Raw genomic sequence first — 16162 nt, 5'->3', positions numbered from 1 at the left:
ACTCAGGTCCGCCGGCTTGCGCGCTGACTGCGATAAGTATCAAGCACCACCGCCACCACGATCACCGCACCGGTGATGATGCGTTTGGTTGGCTCGGTCGCGCCGATCTGAGCCAGACCGGCTGCCAGTACGGAGATGATCAGCACACCGAAGAACGTGCTGATGACCGAGCCGCGCCCGCCCATCAGGCTGGTGCCGCCGATCACGACCGCAGCGATTACCTGCAGCTCCAGACCGGAGCCGGCGTTCGGGTCCGCCGCTTCCAGGCGAGAAATCTGAAACAACGCAGCGATACCGGCCAGCAGCCCCATCAGACTGAAGACCAGGATCTTGTAGGGTTTCGGATTGATCCCCGCCAGACGCACCGCCTCTTCGTTGGTACCGATGCCGATCAGGTAACGACCGAACACCGTACGCGTCAGCACGGCCTGGGCGATGAAGATAATCAGCAAGGCAATGATGAATGACGGCGAGATGCCAAACGCGATCGGGTTGGACAGCCAGGCGAAGGCATCACCGATGTAGGCAGTGCGCGAACCGGTCATCTGATACGCCAGGCCTCGCGCCATTTCCAGCACGCCGAGGGACACGATGAACGAGGGAATCCGCCACGCCACGGTGATCGAGCCGGTGACAGTCCCGGCCAATGCCGCTACCGCCATGCCGAGCAAGGCCGCAGGCAAGACACTCCAGCCCCAACCGAGAATCGCCACACTGACCGCCGAGGCCGCGAGCGCCAGCACCGACCCCACCGACAAGTCGATACCGCCAATGATCAATACGAAGGTCATGCCGACCGCCAGCACCATCAAATCGGGAATCTGGTTGGCCAAAGTGCTGAAGGTGTCGTAAGACAGGAAGTGGCTGCTCAGGATCGAGAACAGCGCGACCATTGCCAGCAAGGCACCGGCCAGGCCCAGATAAGTACCGAGGCCATAAAAATTGCCACTACGTTTGCCGGCCAAAGATGCAGTATTCATGGAAGATCCCTAGGCGCTGCTTCGTTGAGCAACGCATCACGTTTTTGGTAGCCGGCGAAAGCGGCGGCAAGCAAATCATCCTGGGTCCAGCTGTCACGCTCGAAAGTGTCGATCAGACGCCCTGCCGACAGCACACCGATGCGATCGCAGATCAGCATCAGTTCGCGCAGGTCGCTGGACACCACTACCAGCGCTTTGCCTTGGCGGGTCAACTCGCCGAGTAATGCGTAGATATCGAACTTGGCGCCAACGTCGATGCCACGGGTCGGCTCATCGAACAGCATCACCGTGCAGTCACGCTCGAGCCAGCGGCCGATCACGACTTTCTGCTGATTGCCTCCGGACAATTCCGAGACCAATTGCGTCGGGCTGGAACTGCGAATGCGCATGGCGTTGATCTGACGTTGGGCCAGAGACATCTCGTCACCGTTATTAACGAAGCCACCGCTGGAAATCACCGGCATATTGCCCAAGGCAATGTTGGCGCTGATCGATTGCGTCAGCAGGAGGCCTTCGCCCTTGCGATCTTCGGTGATCAGGGCGATACCGTGACTGACCGCATCGGCCGGCGAACGAATACTCACCACCTGAGCCGATGCCCCCAGCGCGACGGTGCCGCTGTCGGCGGTGTCGGCACCGAAGATCAGGCGCAGTAACTCGGTGCGCCCTGCCCCGATCAAACCGGAAATCCCGTAAATTTCACCGGCGCGCACCTGGAAGGACACGTCACGAACCTTATCGGAACGGGTCAGCCCTTTGACCGTCAAGGCCGGCGCGCCGATCTTGCGCGGCCCCATGTCGATGTGCTCGCCCAATTCACGGCCGACCATCAGGGTGACCAGTTGCTCGCTGTTGTAATTGGCCATCGGTTCGACACAGACCAGGTTGCCGTCGCGCAATACCGCAATGCGCTGAGCCACTCTTGCCAGTTCTTCGAGACGGTGGGAAATGTAGATGATCGACACGCCACGAGCCTGTAGGCGAGTGATCTGCTCGAACAGCATTTCGACTTCACGGGCCGTGAGCATTGCTGTCGGTTCATCGAGGATCAGTACGTGGCAATCGCCGATCAGGTTGCGGGCGATCTCCACCATCTGCTGATGGCCGATCCCCAGTTCGCCAACCAACGTATCTGGATCAATGGCGTCCAATCCGACCTGGGCCATCGCCTCGATCGCTGCCTTGCGCAATTGTTTGCGGCTGATCCAGCCACCGTGGCTGGGCAGGTTGTCGAGAAACAGGTTTTCCGCCACCGACAACGTCGGCAACAGATTGAGTTCTTGCATAACCATGCGGATGCCCAGCTCTTCGGCCTGGCTCCGGCTACCAGGACGGTAATCCTGCCCCTGGAATTGCATCTGGCCGGTGGTCGGCGTGACCAGTCCGCCAATGATTTTCGACAGCGTGCTTTTGCCGGCACCATTCTCGCCAGTCAGCGCCAGCACTTCGCCGCGCATCAGCGTCAGGTCGATGCCGGTGAGGACGGGTTGGGCATAGGTTTTACCGATACCGCTGACCGAGAGGACAGCGTTCGGGGCGCAAACAGACATAAAAACTCTCCATGTGCTCGCCCCAAGAGGCGAGCACCGTTGTGTCGCCAGAAGGACTACTTGGTAACCAGCTCTACCGGAGTTTCGATGACGCCATTGACGCCGCTATCGACTGTCTCGCCTTTGATGATTTTCAGCGCAGTCTCGATGCCGAACACCGCTTGCCTGGCAGCAAACTGGTCGGCGGTGGCCAGGACGCGGCCATCCTTGAGCATTGGCTTGATGGCGTTGATGTTGTCGTAACCGACCACCTGCACCTTGCCGGCCTTGCCCGCCGCGCGCACGGCAGATACCGCGCCGACGGCCATGCTGTCGTTGCCGGCCAACAGGGCCTTGATGTTCGGGTATTCGCTGAGCATCGACGAGGCAACCTTGCCGCCCTTGTCGATTTCCCAATCGCCGGACTGCAGGGACACGACTTTGATTTGCGCCGCTTCCATCGCATCCTTGAAGCCCGCCGTACGCTGCTGGGCATTGGTGGTAGTGGAAACGCCTTCGATAATGCCGACTTCGTCACCGGCCTTCAGCTGTTTGGCCAGGTACTCACCCACCAGACGCGCGCCTTTGCGGTTATCCGGGCCTACGAATGGAACGGTGATGTTTTTGCTTTTGACCACGGCGGGGTCCAGCTGGTTATCGATGTTGATTACGGTAATGCCGGCATCGACCGCTTTCTTGATCACCGGAACCATGGCCTTGGAATCTGCCGGAGCGATAACCAATGCGTTGACCTTGGACAAAATCATTTGCTCGACGATACGGGTCTGGCCGGCCGTGTCCGTTTCGTCCTTGATGCCGTTGGAGATCAGCTCGAAGTCGCCGGAGTGGTCTTTCTGGTAGGCCTTGGCGCCGTCTTCCATGGTCAGGAAGAATTCGTTGGCCAGGGATTTCATGACCAGTGCGACTTTAGGTTTTTCAGGGGTTTCGGCGAAAGCCGAAGAGACAGGCAAAGCGGCGGATGCGGCAGCCAGCATTGCGACAGCGAGAAGACGTCCAGCGAATGGCAGCTTCATGGGTTCACTCCGATCTTATGATTATTCTGAGCAACGCTTGCGCTGGCCCCTGCCCTTACGGCATCGAGCCATCAAGGGCGACCGCGCAAACGTTTGCGAAGACCGAACTATGCGAACCCTGTCGAGATTTGTCAACGACCCGTTCTGTGTCTCGGTTGGCAAAAGCGACCCTTTTACATCACGCGGTGGTGCTGACCAGACTGCCACTGCTGGAGCCCTTTGCCAGTTCTTTGACCAGATTGCCTGTCACTTGCGCGAGCGCACCGCTGGTATCGGCGATTTGCCCCTGAATCGACATGACAGCGGTGGCTTTGGCTTCCGGGGTCGGATAATTCGCTGCCTGAGCGGCCGCCAGTTGCTGCTGCTGTTCGCGCAGTTGCTGCTGCAGTTCCTGCATGCGCTTGAGCAATACCTGTACCGCAATACTTTGATTGCTGCTTTTTTCGGATTTGGTTTCGCCCTGAGTCTGCGTAGCACCACCGGTTCTGACTTGGTTGTCGTTCCCCTCCTCTTCGCCCAGCGCTTGGGCCGAGGCGTCGGACGTCGCTTCACTCAAGGCATTGATGGTCGCCGGGGACTTGCCCGCGATAGTAATGGTGCCTGCATTTGGAAAACCGACAGTAAACGACATATGAACTCCTGAAAAAGATCCCTTTAAAGGAGCATCGACCTGCACAGGGGTTTCTTTAGCACTGATTTCCGATTTTGCAAGGCGACTTTCTCAACGAAGGTCGGAGAGCCGAACAAAAAAACCATACATGTTCGGAAACCCGGACGAGCAAGCGCGAATATTTTTTCGAACCGCTCAATAATTCATATAAAAATCATCAAGTTATAAGATCTTCATCTTCAATCTCGGGCTGGTACAGATCCTGCTCTTCTTCTACACCCCCGGCGTTCAGATCTGCCTGGGGCGCTTCTAGATGACCTGCATTCCGCACCGTCTCACTACTAGAGAAAACAATAATGAAATCTGCCTTCAACACTTTTATTCCGGGCGCTTTGGCCCTGCTGCTGCTTCTTCCCTCCGCCCTTCAGGCAAAAGAAGTCGAAACCCAACAAAAACTGGCGAATGTGGTGATCCTGGCCACCGGCGGCACCATTGCAGGCGCGGGCGCCGGCGCCGCCAACAGCGCCACCTATCAAGCGGCGAAAGTCGGTATCGAACAGTTGATCGCTGGAGTTCCGGAACTGAGCCAATTGGCCAACGTTCGCGGCGAACAGGTCATGCAGATCGCGTCCGAGAGCATCACCAACGACAACCTGCTGCAATTGGGCCGTCGGGTGGCTGAGCTGGCCGACAGCAATGACGTCGATGGTATCGTCATCACCCACGGCACCGACACCCTGGAAGAAACCGCATACTTCCTCAACCTGGTGGAAAAAACCGACAAGCCGATCATCGTCGTCGGCTCCATGCGCCCTGGCACCGCCATGTCGGCCGACGGCATGCTGAACCTGTACAACGCCGTCGCCGTGGCCAGCAGCAAAGACGCGCGAGGCAAAGGCGTGCTCGTGACCATGAACGATGAAATCCAGTCGGGTCGCGATGTCAGCAAAATGATCAACATCAAGACCGAGGCATTCAAAAGTGCCTGGGGCCCACTGGGCATGGTGGTCGAAGGCAAATCCTACTGGTTCCGCCTGCCGGCCAAGCGACACACCATGGATTCGGAATTCGACATCAAAACCATCAAGAGCCTGCCTGACGTCGAAATTGCCTATTCCTATGGCAACGTCAGCGACACCGCCTACAAAGCCCTGGCTCAATCGGGCGCCAAAGCCATCATCCACGCCGGTACCGGCAATGGCTCGGTCTCGTCCCGCGTAGTTCCCGCCCTGCAAGCCCTGCGCAAGGATGGCGTACACATCATTCGTTCTTCCCACGTCAACGCCGGCGGTTTCGTACTGCGTAACGCCGAACAGCCTGATGACAAGTACGACTGGGTTGTGGCGCATGACCTGAACCCGCAAAAAGCCCGCATCCTGGCCATGGTCGCACTGACCAAGACCAACGACAGCAAAGAGCTGCAACGGATGTTCTGGGAATACTGATCCGCCCTCGCCCGACCCGCTCCGGGTCGGGTACCCGCTGTCACCACTCTCCAGCCTTGGTGAGTGGTTCACGACCTTTCCGATAAAAAATTTCCCACCGTCCTACACCAAACGGAAAAAACTACTGTCAGAGGATTTTCTTGAATTTTAAGCAGTTGCGAAATTGCTTACAGTTAAATACTGTATGCCCGTACAGCTTAATAAGGATAATTCCGTGGCCATTACCCCTGTCTCTCCTGATACCTACGAACGCCTGGGTATGCGCGTTCAGAAAATCATCAATTCCCCCTCTGCCCAAAAAACCAAAGCAGCACTGATCTTTCGTCTTCCGGATGAACCCGTGGATGAGTGGGAACGCTTGCTCGAAGAAATCGACGAGAACGATAACGTCACCCTCGCCCATCGCGACGATGGTGGTGTGCAGATTTTCTGGGTTGTGCCGAAGGAAGACTGAGTCAATGAGTGTCCGCTGGTTTGCTTTACTGCTTCTGTTCATCACCCTCGGCGCCCAGGCTGGCGCCCCACGCACCTTCAACGAAGCCAAGAAAGTCGCGTGGAAGTTGTACGCACCGCAATCCACCGAGTTTTATTGCGGCTGCAAATACACTGGCAACCGTATCGACCTCGCTGCCTGCGGTTATGTGCCGCGTAAAAATGCCAAACGCGCCTCGCGCATCGAGTGGGAACACATTGTCCCGGCCTGGCAGATCGGCCATCAGCGCGAGTGCTGGCAACAAGGTGGTCGCAAGAACTGCACGCGGTACGACCCAACCTACCAAAAAGCCGAGGCTGATCTGCACAATCTGGTTCCAAGCATCGGCGAGGTGAATGGCGATCGCAGCAACTTCAGCTTCGGCTGGTTGCCCGTACAATCGGGTCAATACGGCTCGTGCCTGACACAGGTCGACTTCAAGGCGAAGAAGGTCATGCCCCGCCCTTCCATTCGCGGCATGATCGCCCGGACTTATTTCTACATGAGCAAGCAGTACGGCTTGCGCCTGTCAAAACAGGATCGGCAACTGTATGAGGCCTGGAACAAGACCTACCCGGTACAAGCCTGGGAACGTCAACGCAATCAGAGCGTGGCGTGTGTGATGGGGCGCGGCAACGAGTTTGTCGGCCCGGTAGACATGAAAAGCTGCGGCTGACCGGCCGCTGAAAACACAAAGGCCTGGGGCATCACACCCCAGGCCTTTTTCGATTTTAACCGCCGCTTTTGGTTATTGGGCCGTCGGGTGCTCAACGACCAGCGACTCGATGTTCCTTTTTTTCGCCCGAGTAAGCGCTGCCGTCACTTCCGCTTGTTTGGCTTCTGCCTCGATTTTCGAATTGAATGGCCCTATCAGGATACGGACCTTTCCATTCTCCCTGATGACACTGGAAACGAAGCTATGCTCAATCAACCAGCCGCTCAGGTCGCTGACCGCCTGGGGCGTTTCGCCGCGTACCTCGACGTCCCATTGCGGACCGGTTGTCGCCGCGGGTGCGGAAGCGACTGTCGGTTGCGGCTTTTGCGCGTCAACCCCCTTACCGTCATTGCACCCGGCCAACGTCAATACTGCGATTACCAAGGCCATTTTGCGCACAACGCTTCCCTCTGGATGCTGAAAGCGGCGATTTTAACACTCATGGATCCTGTTCGAGCGCCGAAAAATGGGCGCAAAACAACGAGAATGATGGTTGCGGCCTCTGTATAGTTACGCCTTGGGAATTAATGCAGCATCTGCGCGTCAGAAAGAGGCACCCAAACAGCGAGACTTCGCACTAATCTATACCTATACCTATACCGACCTCTGCACTGTCCGAATCAGGTGCCCCACAAGCAATCAAGGAGAAAACCATGCTGATACTCACCCGCAAAGTCGGTGAAAGCATAAACATCGGTGACAACATAACGATCACCATTCTGGGCGTTAGCGGCCAGCAAGTCAGGATTGGCATCAACGCCCCGAAAGACGTCGCGGTGCATCGCGAAGAGATCTATCAACGTATTCAGGCTGGCCTGACCGCTCCAGACAAGCCGCAAACACCCTGAATCCTGCAGTAGTCAGTAGCCAGCCTATTCAGCCTCGAATAACGGCTGGCTAAAGATTCAAGCACCGCATCGCTCTCCGCCCAGCCTCTCCTTGCTATGCCTTCGCAATGTGGAATCGATACTACCGCCCTCGCCTCATACCTGACTGTCAGACGTTTCGGATTTACTGCGAGAAAGGGCTTCCTCCTTCCCGGCTAACCAAACGTTACCCCACGCGCCATGCCCGCGGCGGCCACGACCATTAGCAGCAACAGCAGCGCTTCGATATGACTGATACGGGCAAACAGCGTTGCGCGCCCGGTATTGATAGCCGCCCCACGTCCCAGCGCAATCCGCCATTTGATCAGCGCCACCATCGGCATAATTTCAAGCAGCAGGATGAGGACGAAGAGGGTGATTTTGAGATGAAACAGCGGTTGGTGAAGATAGTAATCAGTGCCTTTTTCGTACCCACCAAAAGCTCGCACCCCACCCGTGACCAAGAGAATGACTGCAGAGATCCCCCACAGATTATCCGCAACCAAAACGCTGCGAGCCTCCCCCACCCCGGCTATCAGACGACGTAAAGCCGTGCCGCGGGTCAGTACTGCCCAGAAGCCCAGCGCAAAGGCCAAGAGGTGAATCGCCGCCAGAAACCAGTGAGACAGCATCGACATACTCCCTATAGACAAAGTTGAAACAGCCCTACAGTAGTAGTCCATCGGAGGGCGACTTGCCCGTGCACGTAGCTCCGCTGATTACCCGCACATCAGGGCGACCCATACGCCGGTTGTTTCAAATGTCAGACTCAATTGGCAAATAGCGGGCGCAAAAAAGCCGGGTTCCTGATGGATACCCGGCTTTTTGAGAACGTTGGACTTAATCCGTTCTTTTTGAAGTCGAAGTGCGAGCGTTACTTAATCCTTTTGCATTGTGATCACCTGGCGTAGAGGTCGAAATGGCAGAGGCCTTCGTTACTCCTCGCGTGTCCTTGGACTTCGCAATGCCCGAAGTCACTGCACCATGGCCGCTATCATCACGATCATTACGATCGTTACCATAGTGGTTGCCACTGACACCACGATCGCGGACAGCTTTGCCTGCGTGATCACTGCTCAAGCCATTGCCGTGGCCATTGCTGGCGCCGCCAGAATGGCCAGCCCCACCGTGGCCACCGCCGTTACCGCCGCCATTGCCACCACCGTTACCGCCGCCGTTACCACCACCACCACCACCACCACCATCCTTCGCGTAGGCGGAACTCATGATGGACAGGTCAGCGGGCAATAATGGGGCGGCTGCAAGCATCATCACGCATGACATGACAGCTGCAAAACTCTTGTTTTTAAATAACATGGGGGATTCCGTGAGGTTGAAATTGCACGAAGTAATTGACCCATTCACCTCCCATACAGTTCAAAGGTCGACGACCAGCGGGCAGGCAATTTGCTGTGATCGAACAATTGCACATTGCTTCCCGTGTTTTGCCCGGCCGTTACGCTGCAAAAATGCGATTGGAATGTGTTGCTTTCACATCAATCGAATGCGCCATTGAGAACCTCGTAGATGATCCCGGTAGCGATCGCCACCAATATCAAGTCAGTACCAGCCTGGCGCCACTCGTAGCCATCGTAGTGCGGAAGCCTGCCGAGCAATCGGCCATCGAGTTTTTTGGCGATCCCCGGCGGTAGCTGTTTTCCGCGGGCGAGGTTTTTTTGAATGCCGGGTGGCAAGGCGGGCCCGGGGCTCCAGTAATCGCGATAACCACCCACGATTCCAAGGACACTACCGTGGTTGATGCTCGGACCGTGACTCCAATCGTCACCCCCTGAACCTTTCCCTTTGTTTCCTTGGCTGGAGTTGCCATGGCCCTGAATGTTTTGTGGATTTCCCTTGCCGCTGCCCTGGCCCTTCCCGTTTCCCGGGTCGGCCAGTGCAGTCATTGAACCGGACGCCAAGGCAAGACACGTCATAGCGGCAATCAACGAGCGAGATCTAAACATATCCGTTCTCTCAGAAAGGGGATGCCCCCCCTGCAATGTAGACGGTTATGGCTGTGCTAGTTGAGAAACTGTGTTCACTGGAGGTGGCGACAGGGCCAGACGGGGGAAATTGAATGAATGGAGAGCAGAGCTGGCCCAGTTAGTTGATAGCTGGGCCAGCTGCAGTGGACTTCTGCGAACCCCTTCATAGCCCCAACTCCTGATCAATATCGATGCCGCCTCGACCCGATTCAAGGTCATCGTCGATCTTGCGCACCATGCAGACGGCGTTTCGCCAACCTAAATCAAATGACCATTTGGCGGATACTGGTAAGAGGATCAGAGCCTGCTGCTGTCTGCCGTATAAGAGTTGTGCAATCTCCAAAGTTTTGAACAACTCAAAGATCAATGCAGGCAAAACAAGGCGTCGCAGGCCAAACTCGAGAACGGCGCTGTAGCCTGCACCATTTGCGAGATCGACTGGCTCTAAGGTGCTTAGGTGCCGTAGGGCGCTAGTGTCTGATCGGCCCGGCCACGGTATCCACCTGCACTTTTTACCCCCGCCATCTTCAATCGTCAGACACCACCCGCATGCCCCTCTCCGTGCCCAACATTAACGAGCGGTGTTTTGAGTGGGAGCTTGCAAATCACAGACAACAAAAAAAGGCCCACCTTTCGGTGAGCCTTTCTAGACCGCCCAGCAGAGCGGATTTTGTTTGGTAGGCGCGATTGGACTCGAACCAACGACCCCCACCATGTCAAGGTGGTGCTCTAACCAACTGAGCTACGTGCCTGCTGTGAGGCGGCATTCTACGGAATTCCGGAGGGGTGTCAACACCTTTTTTTCACCTAACCCTATGAATATGCAAAATATTTAATTTTGCTATGGCGAAGAAGATTTTCCGGTGGCTGGCGGTCATTTTTTAACTCGGGTAGGATCGATGCACTCGTAAAATATATTAAACAGAGGCTGCAGGATGGCGAACACTCCCTACCCAGAATCCTATTACGCCGCGTCGGCGAATACGGCGCCGCCGCGCCCGGCCTTGCAGGATGATGTAGAGACTGATGTCTGTGTGATCGGCGCCGGCTATACCGGCCTGTCCTCTGCCCTGTTTCTGCTGGAAAACGGTTTTCGGGTAACGGTCCTGGAAGCCGCCAAAGTGGGTTTTGGCGCATCGGGGCGCAACGGTGGCCAGATCGTTAACAGCTACAGCCGTGATATCGATGTGATCGAGCGCAGTGTCGGTCCCAAGCAAGCTCAGCTGCTGGGGCTAATGGCGTTCGAGGGTGGACGGATCATTCGTGAGCGGGTGGCCAAATACAACATCCAGTGCGACCTGAAGGATGGCGGTGTGTTCGCCGCCATTACCGCCAAGCAGATGGACCATCTGGAGTCCCAGAAGCGCCTGTGGGAGCGCTTCGGTCACACGCAACTGGAGTTATTGGATCAGCGACGCATCCGTGAAGTGGTGGCTTGCGATCAATACGTCGGCGGCATGCTCGACATGAGCGGCGGGCATATTCATCCACTCAACCTTGTCTTGGGCGAGGCAGCAGCCGTGGAGTCGCTGGGCGGCACTATTTACGAGCAGTCGCCAGCGGTGCGCATCGAGCGCGGCGCCAATCCGGTGGTGCATACGCCTCAGGGCAAGGTCAGGGCCAGATTCATCATCGTCGCTGGCAACGCTTATATTGGTAACCTGGTGCCGGAGCTGGCAGCCAAGTCGATGCCCTGTGGGACCCAAGTGATCGCCACTGAACCCTTGGGCGATGAATTGGCCAAACGCCTGTTACCCCAGGACTACTGCGTCGAAGACTGTAACTACTTGCTCGACTACTACCGCCTGAGCGCTGACAAACGCCTGATTTTCGGCGGCGGCGTGGTCTATGGCGCGCGCGATCCGGCGAACATCGAAGCGATCATTCGGCCGAAGATGCTCAAGACCTTCCCGCAGCTCAAGGACGTGAAAATCGATTACGCCTGGACCGGCAATTTCCTGCTGACCCTGTCGCGACTTCCCCAGGTCGGACGACTAGGCAACAACATCTACTATTCCCAGGGTTGCAGCGGCCACGGCGTGACGTATACGCACCTGGCGGGCAAAGTGCTGGCCGAAGCATTGCGCGGTCAGGCCGAGCGCTTCGACGCCTTTGCCGACCTGCCCCACTACCCGCTCCCCGGCGGACAATTGCTGCGTACACCGTTCGCTGCGTTGGGCGCCTGGTATTACGGATTGCGGGACAAACTGGGGTTCTGACTGACAGACGAAAAAAGGGGCAACTGAATAGTTGCCCCTTTTTGCATCAGCATATCTCGCCCTGATTAAGGCTTACACCTTCTGATCTATTTTCAGAAATAGACAGTATTCAGAAGTCGACCGTCGCCGAAAGAAGGTAGGTGCGCGGGGTCGCCAGCGTCAAGCCAGGCTCGCTGTCATCCGAGGCTCCGGCCGAACTCCAGTAGCGTTTGTCCGCCACGTTCTCGACATTGGCACGCAGGGTGATGTTCTTTTCGTCGACCTTGAACGCGTAGCGCGCACCCACATCGAAACGCTCCCAGGAGTCGATTTCCTTGTTGTTGGACTGGTCCAGATACTGCGAGCTGGAATAGAGGCCGCGGCTGGTCAGGCTCAGGCCCTGTACGGTCGGTACATCCCACTCGGCGCCCAGGTTGACGTTGTATTTCGGCGTGGCCGGTGCCCGGTTGCCGTCGAAGGTACCATTGGTGGTGTTGGTCAACTCGCTGTCGATGTACATGACACCGCCGAGCAGACGAAAACCTTTGAGCGATTCACCGAACACACTCAGCTCCATGCCCGTATTCTCACGCTTGCCGTTAGGGCCGAAAACCCGCGTCGTGGCATTGGTCTCATAGGCTGGCTGCTTGATCCGGAACATCGCGGCGGTCACGGCGAATGCACCCGCGTCATACTTGGCGCCGACTTCGACCTGTCGACTGATGAACGGCGGGAAGATCTCGTCCTCGTTCACCGAGGTCGACGGCGCGATCTTGCCCTGGCTCAGGCCCTCCATGTAGTTGGCATACAGCGACAGCTTATCGGTTGCCTTAAACAGGATGCCGCCCGACGGCGAAACCTTTTCCTCATCGTAGGCCGTGGCGCCTTTGACATCATCCGTCCAGTCATCAACCTTCACGCGCTGCCAGCGGGCGCCGAGGGTCAGCAGCAGCCGGTCATCGAAGAAACCCAGCGTGTCGGACAACGCCACGCCGCTGAAGCGGTTCTCGGTGTAGACCTTCGAATCGAGTCGAGTGGGTCTGACAGGTGTTGGTGTTTCCACGGGGTCGTAGAGGTTGCTGCGGGCCGCGGCATAACGGGCGCCGCCATTCTCGAAATCCATGTAGAAATAGCTGGCGGCCAGGTTGACTTCATGACTCACCGGGCCGGTATGAAACCAGTTGCGCACCCCTGCCGTGGCCGTCCGGACATTTTCGTCACGGGTGAAGTCGCGCGGCTGAACGCTGAAATCGCCGGCGTCATTGGTGACTGCAACCGCATGCCGGAGAAAGTCATGGTTGCTTTTACGCGCGCCCACACCGCCGTACAGCATGACGGAATCGCTGACATCGAATTCGCCGTTCACCGCTCCGAAAGTGTCGTTGGTACTCGCCTTGCTCCAGGGCTGCGCATAGTTGTCGCGCACATCGTTCGCATTCGGCACCTTGGCATTGGCGCCGACCTGCACGCGTTCCTGCGGGGCATCGGTGTCACGCTCGGTGCGCCCGATGTCCGTCGAGAGTCGCAGGCGTTCACCGCGAAAATCCAGGCCCAGCACGGCCATCTCGCGGTCGACACTCTGGTGATCCCATTCGGTGTCGCCAGACTGCTTCACGCCGTTGAAGCGAATACCGAATTTGTTGTCTTCACCAAAGCGCCGGCCGACATCCACCGCACCGCCGACCTGGCTGTCGGAAGCGTAGCTACCGGTAAACGAAGTGATGGGCTTGTCGGTCGCGCGCTTGGGCACCACGTTGATCCCGCCACCCACACTGCCCCGCGGCGAGATGCCGTTGATGAGCTGGCTCGGGCCCTTGATGATGTCGACGCGGTCGGCCATCTCCATATCGATCGTATACGTCGGCAGAATGCCGTAGAGACCGTTGTAGGCGACATCACTGTTGAACAGGCTGAACCCGCGAATGGTGAACTGCTCATAACGCCCACCCGCCGGATTGGTGGCGCGAACCGAAGGATCACTGGCGATCAGGTCGCCCAAGGTACGAGCCTGCAGGTTTTTGACCGCCTCACCGGTGTAGGTGGTCATGCTGAACGGCGTTTCCATGAAATCTTTCGAGCCCAGTAAGCCTTGCGAACCGCGGCGCGCGACCTGGCCGCCGGCATACACCTCGCCGTCCGCCCCGCCCGTGACACCGAGAATCGAGGTGGGGGCCAGTTGCAGGCTGCTGCCTTCTGGCGCCGGGGTCAGGATGTACGCCTGCTCGCCCACCGGTTGCAGTTGCAGACCGGAACCCTGCAACAGCCGGGCAAAGCCCTCCTCGACCGCGAACTCGCCGGAAAGACCGGAACTGGTGCGACTGCCCACCAGCGCCGGGTCGACCGAGAGATTGACGCCAGACAGACCGGCAAACCGGGTCAGCGCATCGCTCAGGCTGCCGGCAGGCACCTGGTAATTGCGCCGGGCACTGTCTTCGGCCCAACTGGCCGTGATGAATAACGGACTGGCACTCAGGCCCAGCAACAGGCTCAGATGCAACAACGGACGCAGGCGGGAAGAAGCCGGGCGCGGACAGCAAGGTATTACTGCGGGCATTGATAGAATTCTCTTGATTCGTTCACATGCCTTGAATGACAAGCGAGTCGAAAAAAGGGGACAGGCTTCACACACTATTTTTGCGCGGCAGCAACGTCACCCAATAACGGGTACGTGAATGCACCTCCAGCGGCAGGCTGGCCGCGAGCAACGCGAGGACGCGATCGGTGTCGTCCAGGCGGAAACTGCCGGTGACACGCAACGCTTCAAGCTCCGGCTCCCAACGCAGCACACCTGGTCGATAAGTGCCGAGTTCGCGCAGGAAATCCCCCAACGGCTGATTTTTTGCCATCAGCACGCCTTCTCGCCACCCTGGCGCAAGCACGTCGAATGAGCTGATCGGTCCGACACCGACTGCTTGAAGACTGACCTGTTGACCACTGCGTAAAGCCAGCGCCGCCCCCTGCAAAGGCTGCAATTGCACGGCGCCGTTGTACACCGACACGCGGCAACCGCGCGCCTCCTGACGAACACAGACTTCACTCTGGCTGACGCTGATCTGCCCAAACTTCGTTTGGATCGTCAGCGGCGACGCGCTCGGCACCTTCAGCGACAGTTCGCCCTCAATCAGCTTCAAACGCCGGCTCTGCAAATCCACATCGACGGCACTGGCCGTGCTGAGCTGCAAGGAACTGCCATCAGCGAGCTGCATCTGTTTGCGCTCTCCGGTGGCCGTATGCAGATCGGCTTGCCAAATCTCCAGTGGCAACTGTCGGCTGATCAGCCAAGCGGCCGGCACCAACGCCACCGCACCCAATGCACGCTTGAGAACCACTCGCCGCCCCGGCTCGGGGCGATCCAGACTTTTAAGCGCCAACGCTGAAGGCAGATCGGCAAACCGCTGACGCAAGGCTTGAGCCTTCTGCCAAGCCTGCTCGTGACTGACGCAACTGTCGCGCCAACGTTGCAGATTCGCCCGATCCTGCTCGCTGGCACTTCCAGATTCCAGCAAGGCGAGCCACTGCGCGGCAGCACGCACTGCCTGACGGGCATCAGGTACCGGACTGCTCACAGTTCCACCAACAGGCAATGCTCATAGGCTTGCGCCATGTAGCGCTTGATCGTGCGTTCCGACACCCGCAGGCGCTTGGCGATTTGCTGATAGTTCAAGCCTTCCAGCTGACTCCAGAGAAACGCCCTACGCACTGCCGCCGGCAATCCATCGAGCAATTCATCCAGAGCTTGCAGGGTTTCGAGCAACAACCAGCGCTGCTCGGGCGACGGCACACAGTCTTCCGGCAACGCCGCCAGTGCCGTCAGATAAGCCTGCTCGAGGCTTCGACGTTTATAGAAATTACTCAGCAGGCGTTTGCCCACGGTCACCAGATAGGCACGGGGCTCTTGCAGATCGGCAATTCGTTGAGAGCTGGCGAGTAGACGCAGGAACGTATCCTGGCTCAGATCCGCCGCATCACAGCCATTGCCCATGCGTCTTCTCAACCAGCCTTCAAGCCAGCCACGGTGATCGCGGTACAGGTCGTGGAAGGTTTGCTCCTTCGGCATCGCTGCATCACTCATCTCAAGAAGCCCTGTGCCAGGAGTTATCGTAAATGAGAGTGATTCTAATTAATGCCGGGACTGCGAACCAAGCCCTTTATGCAGTTGGTGCGCAGAAAAACTTGGCGGGAAGGACATGAGAGAGGAAAAGGCAAATCGCAGACACAAAAAACCCCGGTCTTTCGACCAGGGTCTTTGCTATCGACTCGAAACAGACACTGGCTTTACCAGTGGCTTGCTTCGTAGCTCCAAGGCGTTCAGTGGGCCTTGAGGCAGA

General features: G+C 57.7%; 17 protein-coding genes and 1 tRNA gene. 5 read left to right on the top strand and 13 right to left on the bottom strand.

Annotated features, from left to right (window positions below):
* Window positions 1-2: 2 nt before the first annotated feature.
* The 4 genes from PSH97_RS10125 to PSH97_RS10110 all read right to left on the bottom strand — a co-directional run bounded on the left by PSH97_RS10125 (window position 3) and on the right by PSH97_RS10110 (window position 4174).
* Window positions 3-980 (bottom strand): ABC transporter permease, encoded by a 978-nt coding sequence (locus PSH97_RS10125; protein WP_305449049.1) that lies wholly within the window; start codon window positions 978-980, stop codon window positions 3-5.
* Window positions 977-2530, bottom strand: coding sequence for a sugar ABC transporter ATP-binding protein (locus PSH97_RS10120; protein ID WP_305449048.1), 1554 nt, complete (start codon window positions 2528-2530; stop codon window positions 977-979). Before PSH97_RS10120 ends, PSH97_RS10125 begins: the two co-directional genes overlap by 4 nt.
* Window positions 2531-2586: 56 nt before the next feature.
* Window positions 2587-3543 carry a sugar ABC transporter substrate-binding protein gene (locus tag PSH97_RS10115; RefSeq protein ID WP_123356334.1) on the bottom strand — a complete coding sequence of 319 codons (957 nt, stop codon included), beginning with the start codon at window positions 3541-3543 and terminating at the stop codon, window positions 2587-2589.
* A 178-nt stretch (window positions 3544-3721) separates the two neighbouring features.
* A complete protein-coding gene (locus PSH97_RS10110) occupies window positions 3722-4174 on the bottom strand; it encodes a hypothetical protein (protein ID WP_305449047.1) in 453 nt (150 codons plus the stop codon).
* A gap of 335 nt (window positions 4175-4509) precedes the next feature.
* On the opposite strand from PSH97_RS10110, the gene PSH97_RS10105 reads away from it, so the two are divergent.
* The 3 genes from PSH97_RS10105 (at window position 4510) to PSH97_RS10095 (ending at window position 6746) form a co-directional block, all read left to right on the top strand.
* Complete coding sequence (locus tag PSH97_RS10105) at window positions 4510-5598, top strand: asparaginase (RefSeq protein ID WP_305449046.1); 1089 nt, start codon at window positions 4510-4512, stop codon at window positions 5596-5598.
* A gap of 184 nt (window positions 5599-5782) precedes the next feature.
* Entirely contained in the window at window positions 5783-6052 is a 270-nt protein-coding gene (locus PSH97_RS10100) for a DUF1654 domain-containing protein (protein WP_305449045.1), read from the top strand.
* A 4-nt stretch (window positions 6053-6056) separates the two neighbouring features.
* A complete protein-coding gene (locus tag PSH97_RS10095; protein ID WP_305449044.1) occupies window positions 6057-6746 on the top strand; it encodes an endonuclease I family protein in 690 nt (229 codons plus the stop codon).
* Window positions 6747-6818: 72 nt separating this feature from the next.
* On the opposite strand, the gene PSH97_RS10090 is transcribed toward PSH97_RS10095, so the two are convergent.
* A complete protein-coding gene (locus PSH97_RS10090) occupies window positions 6819-7184 on the bottom strand; it encodes an SPOR domain-containing protein (RefSeq protein ID WP_305449043.1) in 366 nt (121 codons plus the stop codon).
* 254 nt (window positions 7185-7438) lie between these two features.
* On the opposite strand from PSH97_RS10090, the gene csrA reads away from it, so the two are divergent.
* The gene (csrA, locus tag PSH97_RS10085; RefSeq protein WP_007905913.1) at window positions 7439-7633 is read left to right on the top strand and encodes a carbon storage regulator CsrA; all 195 of its coding nucleotides are present in this window, start codon (window positions 7439-7441) and stop codon (window positions 7631-7633) included.
* 194 nt (window positions 7634-7827) lie between these two features.
* Here csrA and PSH97_RS10080 read toward each other — a convergent pair whose 3' ends face one another.
* The 5 genes from PSH97_RS10080 to PSH97_RS10060 all read right to left on the bottom strand — a co-directional run bounded on the left by PSH97_RS10080 (window position 7828) and on the right by PSH97_RS10060 (window position 10388).
* On the bottom strand, window positions 7828-8283 hold the full coding sequence (locus PSH97_RS10080; protein ID WP_305449042.1) for a DUF2214 family protein: 456 nt from the start codon (window positions 8281-8283) through the stop codon (window positions 7828-7830).
* Window positions 8284-8491: 208 nt separating this feature from the next.
* Window positions 8492-8968 carry a hypothetical protein gene (locus PSH97_RS10075; RefSeq protein WP_305449041.1) on the bottom strand — a complete coding sequence of 159 codons (477 nt, stop codon included), beginning with the start codon at window positions 8966-8968 and terminating at the stop codon, window positions 8492-8494.
* Between the two features lie 179 nt (window positions 8969-9147).
* Window positions 9148-9615, bottom strand: coding sequence for an anti-virulence regulator CigR family protein (locus PSH97_RS10070; RefSeq protein WP_305449040.1), 468 nt, complete (start codon window positions 9613-9615; stop codon window positions 9148-9150).
* A 184-nt stretch (window positions 9616-9799) separates the two neighbouring features.
* Window positions 9800-9991 (bottom strand): hypothetical protein, encoded by a 192-nt coding sequence (locus tag PSH97_RS10065; RefSeq protein ID WP_305449039.1) that lies wholly within the window; start codon window positions 9989-9991, stop codon window positions 9800-9802.
* 320 nt (window positions 9992-10311) lie between these two features.
* A tRNA-Val gene (locus PSH97_RS10060) sits at window positions 10312-10388 on the bottom strand.
* Window positions 10389-10571: 183 nt separating this feature from the next.
* On the opposite strand from PSH97_RS10060, the gene PSH97_RS10055 reads away from it, so the two are divergent.
* Window positions 10572-11855, top strand: coding sequence for an NAD(P)/FAD-dependent oxidoreductase (locus tag PSH97_RS10055; RefSeq protein ID WP_305449038.1), 1284 nt, complete (start codon window positions 10572-10574; stop codon window positions 11853-11855).
* A 109-nt stretch (window positions 11856-11964) separates the two neighbouring features.
* Here PSH97_RS10055 and PSH97_RS10050 read toward each other — a convergent pair whose 3' ends face one another.
* From PSH97_RS10050 to PSH97_RS10040, 3 genes are all read right to left on the bottom strand, one after another.
* Entirely contained in the window at window positions 11965-14388 is a 2424-nt protein-coding gene (locus PSH97_RS10050; protein WP_305449037.1) for a TonB-dependent receptor, read from the bottom strand.
* A gap of 67 nt (window positions 14389-14455) precedes the next feature.
* The gene (locus PSH97_RS10045) at window positions 14456-15400 is read right to left on the bottom strand and encodes a FecR domain-containing protein (protein WP_305449036.1); all 945 of its coding nucleotides are present in this window, start codon (window positions 15398-15400) and stop codon (window positions 14456-14458) included.
* Complete coding sequence (locus tag PSH97_RS10040) at window positions 15397-15906, bottom strand: sigma-70 family RNA polymerase sigma factor (protein WP_305449035.1); 510 nt, start codon at window positions 15904-15906, stop codon at window positions 15397-15399. Before PSH97_RS10040 ends, PSH97_RS10045 begins: the two co-directional genes overlap by 4 nt.
* Window positions 15907-16162 lie beyond the last annotated feature (256 nt).

The sequence above is a fragment of the Pseudomonas cucumis genome (assembly GCF_030687935.1).
In the GTDB taxonomy this organism is placed as follows: domain Bacteria; phylum Pseudomonadota; class Gammaproteobacteria; order Pseudomonadales; family Pseudomonadaceae; genus Aquipseudomonas; species Aquipseudomonas cucumis.
Note: the sequence above shows the minus strand (reverse complement) of the source record. Positions and strands in the feature narration are given on the sequence as shown.

Bases quoted from the DNA above. Each gene is read 5' to 3' on its own strand.
- PSH97_RS10125 (WP_305449049.1), bottom strand. From the start codon at position 980: ATGAATACTGCATCTTTGGCCGGCAAACGTAGTGGCAATTTTTATGGC.
- PSH97_RS10120 (WP_305449048.1), bottom strand. From the start codon at position 2,530: ATGTCTGTTTGCGCCCCGAACGCTGTCCTCTCGGTCAGCGGTATCGGT.
- PSH97_RS10115 (WP_123356334.1), bottom strand. From the start codon at position 3,543: ATGAAGCTGCCATTCGCTGGACGTCTTCTCGCTGTCGCAATGCTGGCT.
- PSH97_RS10110 (WP_305449047.1), bottom strand. From the start codon at position 4,174: ATGTCGTTTACTGTCGGTTTTCCAAATGCAGGCACCATTACTATCGCG.
- PSH97_RS10105 (WP_305449046.1), top strand. From the start codon at position 4,510: ATGAAATCTGCCTTCAACACTTTTATTCCGGGCGCTTTGGCCCTGCTG.
- PSH97_RS10100 (WP_305449045.1), top strand. From the start codon at position 5,783: ATGCCCGTACAGCTTAATAAGGATAATTCCGTGGCCATTACCCCTGTC.
- PSH97_RS10095 (WP_305449044.1), top strand. From the start codon at position 6,057: ATGAGTGTCCGCTGGTTTGCTTTACTGCTTCTGTTCATCACCCTCGGC.
- csrA (WP_007905913.1), top strand. From the start codon at position 7,439: ATGCTGATACTCACCCGCAAAGTCGGTGAAAGCATAAACATCGGTGAC.
- PSH97_RS10080 (WP_305449042.1), bottom strand. From the start codon at position 8,283: ATGCTGTCTCACTGGTTTCTGGCGGCGATTCACCTCTTGGCCTTTGCG.
- PSH97_RS10075 (WP_305449041.1), bottom strand. From the start codon at position 8,968: ATGTTATTTAAAAACAAGAGTTTTGCAGCTGTCATGTCATGCGTGATG.
- PSH97_RS10070 (WP_305449040.1), bottom strand. From the start codon at position 9,615: ATGTTTAGATCTCGCTCGTTGATTGCCGCTATGACGTGTCTTGCCTTG.
- PSH97_RS10055 (WP_305449038.1), top strand. From the start codon at position 10,572: ATGGCGAACACTCCCTACCCAGAATCCTATTACGCCGCGTCGGCGAAT.
- PSH97_RS10050 (WP_305449037.1), bottom strand. From the start codon at position 14,388: ATGCCCGCAGTAATACCTTGCTGTCCGCGCCCGGCTTCTTCCCGCCTG.
- PSH97_RS10040 (WP_305449035.1), bottom strand. From the start codon at position 15,906: ATGAGTGATGCAGCGATGCCGAAGGAGCAAACCTTCCACGACCTGTAC.